Raw genomic sequence first — 15520 nt, 5'->3', positions numbered from 1 at the left:
CCGAACAGAGAAGTTAAGCCCGCCAGAGCCGATGGTACTGCAGTAAAATGTGGGAGAGTAGGTCGGTGCCAACCTTTATTAGAAAGCCTTCACTGGAAACAGGAGAAGGCTTTTTTGCGTTTATAGTTTCTCGTACGCCCAGCGAAGTCGGTCAATGCCGCCCTGTGCTTCTGCTTTGGCCCGCAAGTACCCTACTATGGCCTTACTTTGGCTTACTTTTTTCACTCATAACAAATTACTCAACCCGTAACATAGGTGTTCACGTTCACGGCATGAACACCCGTGAACACCGTGAACGCTGACACATTTTTGTCACCAACTCAAGGTTTGCCGTCGCTTTCGGACTAACAAAAGTTTGCCTGCCCGAATATTTTTATTAATATTGAGGCATCTACGTACATCATGAAAACTATTGTCTACATCAGTAAATCGGCTTATCCTATGCATGAGAACCAATTGCTTGATATTTTGCATAGTTCTCGCATACACAATGCAGCAGTAAATATTTCGGGCGTATTGCTTTACTCTGAAGGAACTTTTATACAATTGTTAGAGGGGCGTGATAAGATCATCGATGCACTCTACAAACGCATACAGGCCGACGAGCGGCACACTAATGTTATCACTCTTGTAAACCAAACTACCGACGAAAAGAGTTTTGAGCAATGGTTAATGGGCTTCGCCGTAACTGATGCCAACAAAACAGAGAAATTGGTGGGCTATCTTAAATCTTTAAACGAATTGGACCTGGATAACAAGGACAGTGAAGCTGTATTAGCTATAAAAGCATTTATTGAAAGCAGCCAACTTAATATTCAGGACTAAATAATTCATGTGCTTGCATATCTGCCGCTCTAAAGCTATCTTGACGGCATAAACCACTCCCTTTTATCGTTATGAAAATCGCTATGCTCGGCTCCGGCTTTATAGCCAGGTTTTATGCAGATTCATTGATAGGTCATCGCCGTATCGATAAATTACATGCTGTATACTCCCGAAATATTGAAAAGGCCAGGACATTTGCAACCGATTATGGATTGCCTGTTTACAGCGATAGTTTAGAAGAGGTTGTTAATAACCCCGAAGTAAATGTCGTAGTGATATCATTACCTAACGATCTGCACCTTGCTGCTGTTGAAGCATGTGCTAAAGCGGGCAAACACGTGCTATGTACAAAACCGCTTGGCCGTACGGCTGCCGAAGCTAAGCAAATGCTGGATATGGTAGAGAAGGCCGGCATTATGGGTGGTTATCTGGAGGATCTTTGTTACACACCAAAGTTCAGCAAATCATTAGCGAGCGTTAAAGGAGGAAGCTTGGGTCGTATACTTTGGGCCAAAAGCCGCGAGGCACATCCCGGCCCGCACAGTAACTGGTTCTGGAATAAAGAGCAAAGCGGTGGCGGGGCCATTGTGGATCTTGGATGCCACTGCATAGAGATCGCCCGCAATTATATCGGTAAAGATGTTCGCCCGGTTGAGGTGATGTGTTGGGCAGCCACACAGGTACATCCCATAGATGCCGAAGATAATGCGATAGGCATGGTAAAGTATGCAAACGGCGCTATCGGTCAATTTGAAGTGAGTTGGTGCTTTAGGGGCGGTATGGACCTGCGCGATGAAGTAATGGGTACCGAAGGGACTATTTGGATCAATAACTTCCTGCGCACCGGCTTTGATATGTTCAGTACCGGAAAAGAAGGCGGATACGTTGCTGAAAAAGCCGAAAGCAACACCGGCTGGCTATTCCCGGTTGGGGATGAGGTGAACGAATTAGGTTACAATCACATGTTTACCGATATGTTTGAGGCAATTGAGCAAAATCGCGATCCTTTTGAGACTTTTTACGATGGTTACGTGGTAAATGCCATTATCGATGCGGCCTACGCATCAGCCAAAAGCGGTTTATGGGAGCCCGTTGAAATTGACGACTGGCGTGGCCGTACTGATGATAACCATGGTGCCAAATTCGCAGAGTTTGATGAACAATACTATCTCATTAAAGAGGAGATATTGCCACATGGCGAGCGCAAGCTTATCCTTAAAGATAAAAAGACGGGTGAAGTAATTGTGAGGGACTTATAAGGCACTCACGAGTGTCATTGCGAGCGTAGCGCGGCAATCTCGTCGCATGTAAATAAACGCGATGAGATTGCCACGGTGCTACGCTCCTCGCAATGACAAAAAGAAAGATACAACCATATGAACAGAAGAAACTTTATACACAGCGCGGGCATGTTGGCTGCGCTGGCAGCCTCGCCGGCGATTGCTTTTGATGCGGTAGTTGGGCATAAAAAACCAGCCTTAGGTATCCAGCTATACATGGTAAAGGAAGATATGGAACGCGACCCGGCCGGTACGCTTAAGCAACTTGGCGCAATGGGCTATAAGCAAATTGAAAGCTACGGCAGTGATAAAGGTATATTCTGGGGATATAGCAATAAAGATTTCAGGAAGCTTGCAGGCGCATTTGGGTTACAACTGATAAGTTCGCATTATAACCCCTGCAGTTTGCAGGAGTTTGATAAGTTAGCCGGCCAAGCCGCTGAAATAGGTATGAAGTACCTGGTATGCCCATGGTTGGGACCGCAAAAAAGCATTGACGCGTTTAAAAATTTCGCACAAGATTTTAACGAGCGTGGTGCAATCTGCAAGAAACACGGCCTGCAGTTTGGTTACCATCCGCACGATTATCCGTACAAACCTGTTGATGGACAATTACCTATTGATGTGCTACTAAAAAATACGGACAAAGCACTTGTTCATTATCAAATGGATGTTTACTACGCAGTTACCGAGGGTGCCGACCCTTACGCATACATGCAAAAAAACAAAGGCCGTTTTACAATGGCACACATGCGCGATGTGCTGAAAAAACGCTTACCACAAGGTAGTAAAGAAGAATCTGCTTGCGATCTGGGGCAGGGAATCATCAACTTTCCTAAGTTTATTGCAGCAGGGTTGGACACGGGTATGCATTACTTTTTTGTAGAGCAGAGCCGCTTTTACAAAGAAACACCGTTGCAAAGCGCACAAAAAAATGCCGCATACTTAAAAAGCATGCGGCTGGCATAATTTAAAGAGTTAGCGTTAAGCTATAAAAGGAATATCTTGAGGTATGACTGACCCCAGGTACCCCAATCTTTCATTACCTTTTTCATGGTAGCCTCAAAGCCTTTGTAAGTAGTTGCTTTACCTTTAACGGGAACCTTCATCTGGTTCTCGGCTACCGGCATATCAGTTACTTTGGTAGCAAACCAGGTAATATTATCGTGCGGTAAGGCAAGCCCTAATATCATTCCGGGTAGGCCAGTAAAAGATTCGGGGCCGCCTGATAACGGTATCTCATCAGAATAAAATGCCACTACATATACCGAATCCATAATAACCGCGTTGGCACGGCGGCAATTGTAACCGGCAATTTCGCGGGTCTCATCTGTAATTTTCCAATTGATTTTGCGTACGGTGTCCTTCAACAAAAATTTCTCTTCAAAAACCTCCTTTGACGCTGTCGCGACATTGGTATTAAGGTCTGTGTAGATCACATTTTGTTGTTTTGACTCGGGTATGTCGCCAAACCAGTTGTTACTTGTTTCTGCAGGTGGTATGGGTGTAAATAACGTTTTGTTTCCTGTAAAAGTTAAAGTGCTTTTAAGAGATTTAAACTGCGGCTGTGTTTTCTTATAATTCTCAAACGCCTGTGAAGCAAAGCCGCCTTCATCATTACCCAAACGCTTTTTAATAATGGCATACATGTTTACGCGTTTTTCGTACTCCACTGTGCCTGTTGTGGTAAAGTGTGCATTTGCCTGTGCAAACAAACTGCTACAAAACAGCGAAGCTATAAAGGTTATCAATAAATTTTTCATCTTATTTTTTTGCAGGCGCTCCGCCGCCCATTTTATTAAAATCCCATGATACTGTAAATAAGAAGTACCTTCTAATGTTATTGGTACGAGTTTCACTGTAATTGGTACCATTTGAATTGATGTTAAAACCAGAATTTTGGTTTAACAAGTCGTTACCGCTTACTATAAATTTTAAATTCTCAGACTTGAAGAATGATTTAGCTATGCTGGCGTTCCAGATAAACTGTCTAAAATCTGTTCCAAAAGATTGTGCAGCTCCCGTGTAGGTATAATTTCCATCAGTAGCAATCAGTATTTTGAAAGGCAAATTGACTGATGCGCGTCCGTTTCCGGTGAAACCATATCTATTGTTGTTAATGTTTGGGCTTAGCGATGATTGCCCTCTCGTAAATTCCGGCCCGGCAGCTAAACTGAACGAGTATTTCTTTTGCACGTATTTACTTATTTCAAGCTGTCCATTAAAGCTATTCGATGTGGTGCGGTTCAATCGTTTACCGGTAACATCATCGGTTTTAAAGCTATAAAACTCCTGGCCATTAAAACCGAAATTGCCGCCGATATTGATGCCCCAAAAACCCAATTTTCTACCCAGGTATAAACCGCCATAATAGTTTAACGGCGATTTGCCGGGCAAATTTTCGTATTCAATAGTGTTCTTACCAGTTGTAGTGCTGGTAGTGATATTGTTAACAATTGGGTTTTGATTAAAGGTAAAGCCGCTGTACAATGAGATGTATTGCTCTGTTAAAACCTTGTAATTATTAAAACCGATGTTAAATTGGTGGTTAAAAGACGGCTTGAGATTAGGATTACCAATTGTTATGTTCAGCGGATCGTTGTTGATACGCACCGGCTGTATCTGGTCTATAGATGGCTGCCTTTGATTACCGTTATAATTAAACCTGAAAGAACCCTGGGACGAGAAACGCCATTGGTAACTTAACTGAGGGTTCCAGTTGGTAAAATGGCGTTCTAAAATATTGTCGGCAACACCGCCGTTTTGCATAAATGTAGCTACTTGCTTAAAACGAAGGTCAGCTACACGGGTACCAAAATTTAAGTTGTGCTTACCCTTTTTTAGATTGAATATAGCGCCCACCTGGTTACTTAATTGATTAAACTTATAATCACTGCTAAGCGAATCTATCAATACATCGTATCTACCGGGCGCGGACTGGCTAAACGATTTTCTATCCGCATCACTATTATTAATACTTATGCCGTAGTTAAATACAAGAGATAATCCCTTTGCTAACGGCTCAGTGTAGGTGATGTTAGTTAAAAATTTCGAACTCCTTAGGTCGTTCGTTTTATACTGATCTATTAATTTGGCACTGTCTACCGCGCCTGAGCCGTTCTTGTTGTAGTAGTTAATCTGCGAGTATAAGTTGCCATTTGCTTTGCTATCATTGATACCTCCTGTTACGTTAACTGATAAAGTACGCCCCGGCTTTTTAAGCTTTTTTGTATAAAAAGCTGTTGCATTAAATATCTTTCCATCCAATTCGTTATTTAACCTCCGGTTCTGATCGTTTATCAGTGTGTCATTTCTAAAAGAAGATGATTTATCTGTAGTAGATGTTTGTGAGTTTTTAATAGTACCATCAACAGATAGTTTAAGGTTTGAGGTGGTGTCTAATTTAATATTATAAGTTGCATCCGCCTTTTGCCTGAACATGTAATTATGGCTGGTTTGGCTCGAATTATTACCGATCACCAAACTGTCTGATAGGGTATTACGAGACAGGGAACTTTGCACCTGGTCAACGGTTAACGAACCGATCTTGTAGTTGGCATTTATCGATTCCTTGTCACCATTCCACTTTGCATCATAATGCACGCCACCTGTACGCGCAATCGGCAAGCCTGAATTTCTGTATTGGCCGTCAAACGAGTCGAGATCGTCTCCGCTGCCGGTGATGTAGATATCTCCGTTATCGCCAAAAGTCATACCTTCCTGTGTGCCTAATCTGTTGTTATCTTCCCAACCTAAGCCCGTTTTACCGGTGTTGCTGATAGTGCCATAAACAGAGAATTTCTTTTTGCCCCTGAACATGTTAAAGAGGGCCTGGGTCTCATAGTAACCATCTGTGCCCGCACCGCCATTTACTTTACCAAAGTATCCGTTCTTTTTATCTTCTTTTAGTTTGATGTTGATGGTTTTGGTCTTTTGCCCATCATCAATTCCGGTAAAGGTAGCCTGGTCGCTTTTCTTATCATATAACTGCACCTTGTCTACCATATCCGCTCGGATATTCTTGGTTACCAGCGTCGGGTCGTCACCAAAAAACTCTTCGCCATCTACCAAAACCTTTGGTACGCTTTGGCCTTGCGCAGTAATCTTTCCATCTTTATCTACCTGTATGCCAGGTAATTGGCGCAGCAGGTCTTCTACCTTTGAGTTAGGCTCAATTTTAAATGCCTTGGCGTTAAACTCGGTGGTATCACCCTTTATTTTGATGGCTGCTACCGTCCCTTTTACAATTACCTCTTTCAATAATCGCGATTTAAGATCCATGGTAACACGGCCAAAGTTGTGTGTTGTCTTTACAGAATCGAGCGAGAACTGCTCTACGTAATCGGCGTAACCGGGATAGGTCATCAGTAAGATAAACTTACCTTTTTTAAGTCCGGTGATACTGAATGTACCGTCGGCTTTTGCGCGGGTAAATTTAGCTAAGGTTGAATCTTTTGCGTTTAACACGCTGATGGAAGCATTGGTTAATTTGGCGTTTACCACGCTGTCAATAGCTGCTCCCTTTACAGAGTAAGGTGGAGATTGCTGCGCAAGCGCAGTTAGAGAGCACAGGTATAACACCAGTGCCATAATTGTGACTTTCATACTTAGGATTTGATGCTGCAAGATATAACTAAAAACTTAGTAATATAGGTGCAGCATGTTAAAAAGTGTTAAATTTTGCTTTTAGAGCAATAGTAATGTTAATTGTTACGGCAGCTTAACAATTTTGCTGGAATATAAGGTTTTGCCGTTAAGCGTGATAATGCCTACATAAACCCCGGGCAGCACAGTAAGTGTTATCTGGTTTTGGAAGTTGTTAAAGTTGGCGTTAAATGCCTTGCGGCCGGCCATATCATAAAGCGTTAAAGTGTAGGGTTGTGTATCGCCGGCAAGTATGTTAAGTTGAGTGCTCACCGGGTTAGGGTACATGGTGAACTGGTTTACCTGCAATAGGGTTGCACTGGCAAGGTCAGAGTAAACTATGCTGTTGTCAGTCTTGGTTAGTACCGCGCGATAATAATTGAGGCCAGCCTGGGGATTATTGTCGATAAAGTTATAATTGAATGCAGCAGGTTTTACACTTGTTTTACCGATGGTGGTGTAGCTGTCTTTACCGGTAAGCCTTTGCCAGGTGATGGATGCGAGGCCTTGTGTGCTGCCAATAGAAAGATCAAGCGTTATCTGCGTTTTGTTAGCAGGTGTGGCTATCAGCGTTCTTACATAGCAGCCAACACCTTGCGCCGTAGCATCTATGGTGTAGCTTTTGATTCCCTCAAAACCAGAGCCGACGGCGCTTACCGCATAATACCTGGAAGTTTGTTGCTGGGGAAGTATGGTTGCCGAAGTATCTGTAACCGACGTAAGCTGTACCAGGCGGTTGTTATTGATGGTATAGATATTATAACCTGTTGCATTGGGCTGCGGGTTCCAGTGCAGCAGCAGGCCTGTAGTGCAATTGAAACCTACCTGCACGGTTCTCGGCGCGGAGATAACAAAGTCGGTGCTGGTGAAAACACTGTTACCGATCTGCATTTTTATTCGTGCTTGCGTGAACGCATCGGGCACCTGCCACTTGAAATAGCGTTGACTAAGATTAACCGCAGCTGAAAGCTGTTGCCAGGTTTGCCCTTTATCATAACTAATGCTAAGCGTGCCATTTGCGTTTGCATAAGTGTTTTGCCATCTCAAGTAGGCGTCCTCGCCGGGTATTAGCGGGCGCAAAGCAGTTGGTGAGATCCATTCAAATTGCCCTGACAATTTGCTTTGAAAGCTGATGAAAAATTTCTGATCGCCGGCTTTAATACGCTTCGCCGAGACACTAATGGTGTAAACACCGGCCTGGGGTGCTTGTAAGGTTATTTGTTCTACGTTGTTGAGCGAGTCGCGGCCTTGTTTTGCCAAGGTGCGTAGGGAATCGGCTGAAGGATAGTAACTCAGTACCCAGGGTAAATAATTTTTACCATCCGGGCCCGTTATTTTGATATCAAGATCATTCACAAGAGCGTTTGCTGCATTGATCTCAGCCGCCGGATCGGCCCATGTCAAGGTCGTTTTAAACGAATAGCAATTGGCAGGAATGGTTATTTGGAAAGTGTTTGTATTACCCTGCTGCAGGCTTCCTGTTTTAAAATCACCTGCGTTTAAGTTGCGGAGTGCCTCCAATGCATTAAGTTTACCAAAGCCGGTTTTAAAATCAACGTTTGCATTACCAATATCATCTGCTGTGTTTATCAACAAGCCTTTTATCAGCGCTGATGGTGCTGACTGCTTATATTTTAAGCGGTAGGCCTGTTTAAGCAAAGCGGCGCTACCACTAACCAATGCTGCTGCGCCGGAGGTGCCGTCTTCGCCATCGGCAACCAATTCGGGTTTTACTCGGCCGTCATAAGCCGGGCCGGCGGAGCTCAGGTCTTCAGGTACGCCGGTCAAGCCTGTACCACCAACTACCAGCACGTTCTTGGCTTGTTTAAACGTACCCGATAGGTTAGCCATATTGCTGATGCCCGCGTAAATACCCATTGAAGGCGAAGTTGAGCCAATATTCCCGGATGAGAAAACATGCAATAGCGTATCGTTTTCATAGACCTGCTGGTCGTAGACTGCAGCCTCAATGCCGTAAAAGTTCTCGATACCCGTACCATAAGAGTGGTTCTGCAAACCGATACCGAAATCCCTGAAAGCGGTAATGGTATCAGGCAGTAACCGGGAAAAATCTGAAGATGTCAAAGTAACTTCAGGGGCAGCACCTTTACCTTTAATGAATGAGTTGCCGTTACCACCGATAAGCGTAGCCATAATAGTGGCATGCGCAGAATTGTTTTCCGGCAGATCGATTGACTTAAAAGTGCGGCCAAGCAGATCAAGATCATCCTTGTCAAACTGTTCTTCCTTTACACTTACTTTTATGCCTGAGCCATTGATGGTGGGGTATAATGCTGCAATAGCATCGATGTTATTCTCGCCGAGATCAAGATCGTTGATGGTAAGTTCTGTGTGAGGCTTTCGTACAAGTGTGGCTGCTGTGATAGTGGTGTCAGTTAGTATCTGAGGAAGATCAGCTAATTTTATTTTTACGGTTGAGAAGGTAAGGGCAGCATTCTTTTGTTTGGTTGCCAGTGTGACCGCCACTTTTTTCTGTGGCGAGCGCTGATAAGCATTGATAAGGTTATCGTCAGCTTTCCAAATGTTATTTGCAGGGCTTACAGAAGCAATTGCTCCTCCTGTTGTCAGATTTTTATCTGAGGCTACAACATAATAATTAAAAGCAAGCCGTCTTAAGACCTTAGTCCCCGGTACCCCGGCTATTGGGTTAGTTGTTTTTACCAGATAGATGTTTTTACTTTCTGTAGCAGCAGCTTTCCCCGCAGCACCAAACGTTTTGCTCATTACTGCATCCTTTGGCAACTGTTGGCCAAATGCTAAAGTAGTGGTAAACAGTAAAACAAAGCAGGCAAAAAGCTTGGGCATGGGGTAAAAATAAAGGGGAACAAAATTCCCCTTTAAAGTAAAGCACTTGCTAAGATTTATCAAAGCTATATTTCGGCTTAGTATAAGTAATCTAAAGCTACCTTATCATTTGTATTGAATGTTCTGTCGCCGCCGTTTGAACAGGCCAGCATCCATGAACCTGCATCAGCAGTTGATGGTGTACCAGGGATAAGCACTGCGCCCACGTTTGATGCACCCTCGTTAGTTGCAGTACCGCCACAGCTAAATGCACGGTTAAAGTAATCGGTATGGCGGAAACCAATACAGTGGCCCATCTCGTGTTGTAATACAGAAGTCAGGTAGTTTACATCAGGATTGGTACCATATGCCTGTGAATTGGTGTTCATCTGGATCTGACCATAAGGGTTACCCTGTTTGGTAGGGAAGCCCGATGAACCCAAGGTAATGTAGCCGCCACTCGGGCCTTCGTTAAAGCCGATGATCTGGATCTGACCACCGCTGCTCACAAACTGGAATTTAAGCCTTAAATTTAAAGCATTGTAACGCGCAATGGCATTTTGGGTTGCCGTTCCGTAAACAGTAGGCAGGTTAGAGATAGATACTGTAACGGTACGCGGCAGGTTTTTTACCAGGTTGGTAGTACGGTATTGCTCAGTTTCGGCTATGCGTACGTTGGGGCTGGTGCTGGTTTCGGCTAAATTTTCGTCGGTTAATACTATATCCCCTTCAACCAGGTACCCGTTATTTACTTTGCGCACCTGGTCGGTACTAAAGCCCAGGTCAGAGATGTTTTTTAAAACTGCGGCAGATACGCCATTCTTATCAGTGCCGGTTGTGGTAGTTTTACTGTTCTCTTTAGTACAAGCAAACAATAGGGTGGCCGCGAACACGGCAGCTGCGCCGGTTCGGAACATAAAATTAGTTTTCATACGTGTTTAGTAAGTAATGAATTAAATTAGTTTAGTGATAGCCGGCCAGCTATTATTGTATACGAAAGTTAGGAAATTAAAGTTATAGGCGTTAACAAATAATTAAGATATATTAAAAATATTCCTGTGAGTTGTTGTTTTGTTTTTAAACGAAAAAAGCCACATTGTAATAATGTGGCTTTAAATGCAGATTTGGCCTGTTTTACCTAAAATACGAACGGGCTCTCAAATGACTTCCAGTCCGGAAGTAATTGGTCTTTATCAGATACTATTGCATCCATTTGGTTAATGCTCCAGCCTATGGCCAGTTCAGGATCGTTCCAGATCATGCCGGTTTCAGATTCTTTATCAAAGTAGTTGGTAACCTTATAGGCGAAGATGGTATCATCTTCTAAAGACACAAAACCATGCAAACAGCCCGGTGGTATGTAAAATTGTTTATTATTCTCGGCGGTAAGCTCAACAGCAATGTGCTTGCCGTAAGCTGGTGAACCTACACGCACATCAAGTGCTATATCTATCACGGCGCCTTTTATTACGCGTACTAATTTACCTTGTTCAAAAGGGCCTTTTTGGGCGTGTAAGCCCCTTACCACATTTTTGTGAGATACAGACTGATTATCCTGAACAAAATCGACATCGATACCTTTTTCTACAAAATATTTACGGTTAAACGTTTCGATGAAGTAGCCACGGTTATCGCCATGTACTTTAGGTTCAAAAATATAAGCACCGGGAATAATGGTGTCGGTAATAGTCATTTAGTCGATGGTTTTCATTAAAGTGTTGAACAATACAAAGCGCTCTGCAAATTCTTGTTCGTGTATCTCTTTAAACTTATATAGGTGTTTGTTGTAATATTCCTGGAATTGCTCAATGCTATCGGCGTTATATTGCACGCAATAGGTTACGCCATCATTAGGCGAATCAATGATGCTGAGTATGCGATAAGAGCTGAAGCAACCTGTTGCCATTATTTCGGGGATATGAGTTTCCTTCATCCAGGTAAGCCATTCCTGCTCGGCAGTGTCATCTAAAATAACGGTATCGTTGTAAACTATCATGAGGTAAAATTACAATTTGTTTTGTTGGGATTGCACTGATTTTGTTTTTTGGATCACACTCATGTAATTAGATCTTTGCACCGATTTGATCTCCACTTGCACAACCCAGTTAACTGATCTCTAATTAACCAATCTCTTATCAACTTACCTTATCCCCCCGCAAAGCCCTGAATCGTTTACGCGCATCATTTATCCAAAGGCTGCCGGGATAATCGGTAATGATCTTTTGGAAGTAGGTTTTTGCCAGGTTAGTATCCTTTAACTGGGTTTCGTAAATATCACCTAACATAAAAACGGCGTCATCGGCCCACAGGTCAAAACTATGCTTTTCTGCAATTTCCTTTAACTGAGCGATGGCACCGGTGTAGTCTTTTTCCTGTATTTTAATTCGGGCCTTTGCCATTAGCACATCGGCCTCTAATATATTGTTGGGGTAAAGCTTGTTAATGCTATCGAGGGTTTGCAGGGCTTTAGCGGGTTGTTCGGCAAATATCTGCAGATCTGCACGGGCATATATCTTTAATGCTTTGGTAGCACTGTCGGCATTTAAGTTATCTGATATCAACAACGACAGGTTAAGTGCGTCATTAGCTATCAACTGCGTTGTGGCACTCTTTAAAACATCCAGTTGGCGGCGCGCCCAAACAAAATCGCCTGTATAGTAGGCCAGTTTAGCATTGCGCAGCATGGCATCCTGTGCTAAAGCTGTATTGGGGAAATCTTTTTCTACCTGGCTGTAAAGCAAAGTGGCTTCCCATGGTTGCTTATTTAGCAGGTACACATCAGCAAGGTCAATTTTGCAGGATGCAAGCTGCTCAGGGCGTACGCCGGGTATTTTGGTGGCATCTTCAAGCAGCGCCTGCGCTTCCTGTAATTTATGCAACTTAAAAGCCTGCAGGTTGGCAAGCTTTTGCATGGCAAATACAGTCCCCGGTTTCTTACCGAACTCGGCAAGCAGGTTACTATAATCCTTTTCAAGACTTAGCAGATCGGCCTGGGTATACTTACCCGCCGTTATCTTTAAATTTTTTGTGTTGATGAGTTCTATTTTGGCGTCAACGTAGTTGGCGTTGGTCTTGTCGTTTTTATCGATCACAAATTCATAACCGCGTATAGCCTCATCATAAGCCTGGTTATCCACAAGTGTGCGGCTCAATTCCATCACATCGGTGCCGTCATCATTGTTACGGCGGCTTAAAGCCAATGTTTGGTTAAGCGCCATGTCATATTGCTTTTGCTGTAAAAACTGCCAGGTAAGCAACCTGGTGAATACTATTTGCTGGGGCTGTTTTTGTATCCGCTTAAGCAACTCAACACGCAGCATATCGTAATCGTCGGGCTCATCGTATAATAATGCCAGCGTATTTTCTGCCTGGGGCAAGTACACCGGGTTGGCAGGCAAAAAGTTGAGGTATTCATCTGTAAGGCCAAATTTATCGCGCTTAAAGCGGTACATGGCTATCAGTTCAAAGGTGAAAGCGTTATCATCCTTTAAAACTTTACGGCCCTGCTGAAATATTTTAATGGCGTAATCGGCATTGCCCGTTTGGTAAAATTGCAGCGCAAAGTTTGATATGCCGTTACGGTCGTTAGGCAGCGCTTTTAGCATATCGTTAAACAACTCATCGGCCTTTGCGGTGTTGCCCTGTTGCTTATAAATTGTGCTTAGTGCAATAAGGTACATGGTATTGCCCGGGTATTTACGGGCCATTTTTTTTGCGATGCTTTCGGCATCATCAAGTTTCTTAGCATTTACAAGTGCGCCAAAGTATTGCTGAAAGTAGGCCTGGTTATCTTGCTTAAAAAGTTTGGCGTAAATGTCTAAAGCCTTCTGCTGCTCGCCGTTTGCGGTGTACTGCTGTGCCAGCAACAATTCGTTATCCTGTGCATAAACGCGTGTACAGCAAAGTGTTAAAAGTAATGCAAGCAAGTATAGCGGCTTCATTTATTTTTTCTATTTTTCCATCATAAAAGTACTACATCTATAACGCGGCAACAGGGTAAAATTGTAGTGACATTTATCTAACCTATGAGTAAATTATTTAATTTCAGCACTCTTAATTTATTTGATATAAGTAAATGCAAGGCCGCATAAGATCCGTATTTTTTTTAGCCCTCGTACTGTTTTTTTGTGCCTGCAAGCAAAATAACGTAAGGCATATCCCCGTTAACCAGTTTTTTAAAACGCCGGAGAAAAGCTTTTTTAAGATATCGCCTGATGGTAAGTACATATCTTACCTAAAGCCCTATAAAGATAAGCAAAACATTTACGTACGCACGCTGGCAACAGGGGCTGAAACCATGGCTACCAACTTTACCGATTACTCTGTACGTGACTATACCTGGACGTTTAACAACCAGATAGTACTTACACAAGATATCATTGCCAGCGACCAGTTTAAGGTTTACACACTTGATGTGGTTACCCAACAGTTAAAAAAACTGCTTGACCTGGATAAAACCCGCATTCGCATAATAAACCGCAACCGCCAGCAACCTGATGTTGTTACAGTTGCCATGAACCAGCGCGACCCGGTTAACTTTGATGTTTACCGCTTAAACGTTAAAACGGGGGAATTAAAACCCTATCTGCTTAATCCCGGCAATATCACCAAGTGGTATCCTGATCCTAATGGCCGTATACGCCTGGTAAAGGTATCAGATGGTGTAAACGAAAGCTTGCTTTTTCGCCCTAATGATGATGCTCCGTTTAAAACCATCATCAAAAATAATTTTAATGATAAGGTTGAACCTATTGCCTTTGCAGGGGAAACCAATAATTTCTACGCGTTATCAAATGTTAACCGTGATAAAACGGCTTTGATTGAGATAGATGCAAGCAGCGGCCAGCAGGAGCGGGTGATATACGCCAACGAGCAGGCCGACCTGATGGACGTAAGCTACTCAAAAACCAAACGCCGTATTGAGGCGGTAGCATGGGATGCAGCAAGGCCTGCAAAGTATTTTCTTGACCAGGACATGGCCAGGCTGTATGCTAACTTAAGCAAAAAAATAGCCGGCAATAATATAGAACTTGTTGACCGCGACAGTAGTGAGAACAAGTTTATAGTTTTGGGTTACACTGATAAAAATCCCGGCTCTTACTATCTCTACGAGAAAAATACCGGTGCCTTAACTAAAATAGGAGATACCAACCCGGAGGTTTTACCGGCAGAGCTTTGCGATATGAAACCTATCACCTATAAGGCAAGTGATGGTATGCAACTTAGCGGTTACTTGACCGTACCAAAAGGCAAGGAAATGAAAAACTTGCCGGTGGTGATAATGCCGCATGATAATATTTGGGGCCGTAACTCCTGGGGATATGACGCCGAAGTGCAATTTTTAGCTAACAGGGGTTATGCCGTTTTCCAGGTGAATTATCGTGGCTCTGCTGGTTATGGCAAGGCGTTCAGGAAAGCCGGCTTTAAACAGGTGGGCGGTAAAATACAGCAGGATATCACTGATGGGGTAAACTGGCTTATTGCCAACAAAATTGCCAACCCTAAAAAGATAGCCATCTTTGGTGGCGGTTTCGGTGGTTTTTCTGCCTTGTACGGCGTGTCGTTCCACCAGGGTATGTACAACTGCGCGGTAGTGAAGTACGGTCTTATCAATTTCTTCACTTATTTAAAAGACGCTCCGCCGTTTTTTAAACCGTACCTTAAAATGACCTACGAAATGGTGGGCAATCCGGAGACCGATGCTGAGCAATTGCGTGCCATTTCGCCGGTTTTTCATACCGATAAGATCAAAAGTCCGTTGCTGATATTCCAGGGTGCGAAAGACCCCCGCGCCAATATCAGCGAGCTTAACCAATTTGTGCGCGAATTGAAGAAGCGCAACGTGCCGGTGATCTATAGACTCAAAGAAAATGAACGGGCCTATTTCAAGAGCGAGCATAACCGGACAGAGATGTACACCGAGATAGAAAATTTTCTGAGCAGCAACTTACAGGTTAAACGCTAAC

11 protein-coding genes and 1 rRNA gene are annotated in these 15520 nt (G+C 43.4%); 5 read left to right on the top strand and 7 right to left on the bottom strand.

What is annotated here, in order from left to right; all coding sequences use genetic code 11:
* From rrf to FPZ42_RS18945, 4 genes are all read left to right on the top strand, one after another.
* Positions 1–74: ribosomal RNA gene (rrf, locus tag FPZ42_RS19545) — 5S ribosomal RNA — on the top strand; the annotation flags it as partial.
* Positions 75–402: 328 nt separating this feature from the next.
* Entirely contained in the window at positions 403–825 is a 423-nt protein-coding gene (locus FPZ42_RS18955; RefSeq protein ID WP_186458833.1) for a BLUF domain-containing protein, read from the top strand.
* A 71-nt stretch (positions 826–896) separates the two neighbouring features.
* Positions 897–2084, top strand: coding sequence for a Gfo/Idh/MocA family protein (locus FPZ42_RS18950; RefSeq protein WP_146273444.1), 1188 nt, complete (start codon positions 897–899; stop codon positions 2082–2084).
* Positions 2085–2201: 117 nt separating this feature from the next.
* A complete protein-coding gene (locus tag FPZ42_RS18945) occupies positions 2202–3074 on the top strand; it encodes a sugar phosphate isomerase/epimerase family protein (RefSeq protein WP_146273443.1) in 873 nt (290 codons plus the stop codon).
* Between the two features lie 20 nt (positions 3075–3094).
* Here the strand turns inward: FPZ42_RS18945 and FPZ42_RS18940 are convergent, their stop codons facing one another.
* The 7 genes from FPZ42_RS18940 to FPZ42_RS18910 all read right to left on the bottom strand — a co-directional run bounded on the left by FPZ42_RS18940 (position 3095) and on the right by FPZ42_RS18910 (position 13495).
* The gene (locus tag FPZ42_RS18940; protein ID WP_146273442.1) at positions 3095–3868 is read right to left on the bottom strand and encodes a GLPGLI family protein; all 774 of its coding nucleotides are present in this window, start codon (positions 3866–3868) and stop codon (positions 3095–3097) included.
* Between the two features lies 1 nt (position 3869).
* The gene (locus FPZ42_RS18935) at positions 3870–6710 is read right to left on the bottom strand and encodes an outer membrane beta-barrel family protein (RefSeq protein WP_146273441.1); all 2841 of its coding nucleotides are present in this window, start codon (positions 6708–6710) and stop codon (positions 3870–3872) included.
* 105 nt (positions 6711–6815) lie between these two features.
* On the bottom strand, positions 6816–9575 hold the full coding sequence (locus FPZ42_RS18930) for a S8 family peptidase (RefSeq protein WP_146273440.1): 2760 nt from the start codon (positions 9573–9575) through the stop codon (positions 6816–6818).
* 77 nt (positions 9576–9652) lie between these two features.
* On the bottom strand, positions 9653–10486 hold the full coding sequence (locus FPZ42_RS18925) for a M57 family metalloprotease (RefSeq protein WP_222431605.1): 834 nt from the start codon (positions 10484–10486) through the stop codon (positions 9653–9655).
* 206 nt (positions 10487–10692) lie between these two features.
* Positions 10693–11247, bottom strand: coding sequence for a dTDP-4-dehydrorhamnose 3,5-epimerase (rfbC, locus tag FPZ42_RS18920; RefSeq protein WP_146273439.1), 555 nt, complete (start codon positions 11245–11247; stop codon positions 10693–10695).
* On the bottom strand, positions 11248–11550 hold the full coding sequence (locus FPZ42_RS18915; protein ID WP_146273438.1) for a DUF4286 family protein: 303 nt from the start codon (positions 11548–11550) through the stop codon (positions 11248–11250).
* Between the two features lie 139 nt (positions 11551–11689).
* Positions 11690–13495: a tetratricopeptide repeat protein gene (locus FPZ42_RS18910; protein WP_146273437.1), complete on the bottom strand. Its 1806-nt coding sequence runs from the start codon at positions 13493–13495 to the stop codon at positions 11690–11692.
* Positions 13496–13629: 134 nt separating this feature from the next.
* Here FPZ42_RS18910 and FPZ42_RS18905 point away from each other — a divergent pair, with 134 nt between their 5' ends.
* Positions 13630–15519 carry an alpha/beta hydrolase family protein gene (locus FPZ42_RS18905; protein ID WP_146273436.1) on the top strand — a complete coding sequence of 630 codons (1890 nt, stop codon included), beginning with the start codon at positions 13630–13632 and terminating at the stop codon, positions 15517–15519.
* Position 15520 lies beyond the last annotated feature (1 nt).

The organism is Mucilaginibacter achroorhodeus, from assembly GCF_007846095.1.
Lineage (GTDB): Bacteria > Bacteroidota > Bacteroidia > Sphingobacteriales > Sphingobacteriaceae > Mucilaginibacter > Mucilaginibacter achroorhodeus.
This window is presented reverse-complemented; position numbering and strand designations above follow the sequence as displayed.

Bases quoted from the DNA above. Each gene is read 5' to 3' on its own strand.
- FPZ42_RS18955 (WP_186458833.1), top strand. From the start codon at position 403: ATGAAAACTATTGTCTACATCAGTAAATCGGCTTATCCTATGCATGAG.
- FPZ42_RS18950 (WP_146273444.1), top strand. From the start codon at position 897: ATGAAAATCGCTATGCTCGGCTCCGGCTTTATAGCCAGGTTTTATGCA.
- FPZ42_RS18945 (WP_146273443.1), top strand. From the start codon at position 2,202: ATGAACAGAAGAAACTTTATACACAGCGCGGGCATGTTGGCTGCGCTG.
- FPZ42_RS18940 (WP_146273442.1), bottom strand. From the start codon at position 3,868: ATGAAAAATTTATTGATAACCTTTATAGCTTCGCTGTTTTGTAGCAGT.
- FPZ42_RS18935 (WP_146273441.1), bottom strand. From the start codon at position 6,710: ATGAAAGTCACAATTATGGCACTGGTGTTATACCTGTGCTCTCTAACT.
- FPZ42_RS18930 (WP_146273440.1), bottom strand. From the start codon at position 9,575: ATGCCCAAGCTTTTTGCCTGCTTTGTTTTACTGTTTACCACTACTTTA.
- FPZ42_RS18925 (WP_222431605.1), bottom strand. From the start codon at position 10,486: ATGAAAACTAATTTTATGTTCCGAACCGGCGCAGCTGCCGTGTTCGCG.
- rfbC (WP_146273439.1), bottom strand. From the start codon at position 11,247: ATGACTATTACCGACACCATTATTCCCGGTGCTTATATTTTTGAACCT.
- FPZ42_RS18915 (WP_146273438.1), bottom strand. From the start codon at position 11,550: ATGATAGTTTACAACGATACCGTTATTTTAGATGACACTGCCGAGCAG.
- FPZ42_RS18910 (WP_146273437.1), bottom strand. From the start codon at position 13,495: ATGAAGCCGCTATACTTGCTTGCATTACTTTTAACACTTTGCTGTACA.
- FPZ42_RS18905 (WP_146273436.1), top strand. From the start codon at position 13,630: ATGCAAGGCCGCATAAGATCCGTATTTTTTTTAGCCCTCGTACTGTTT.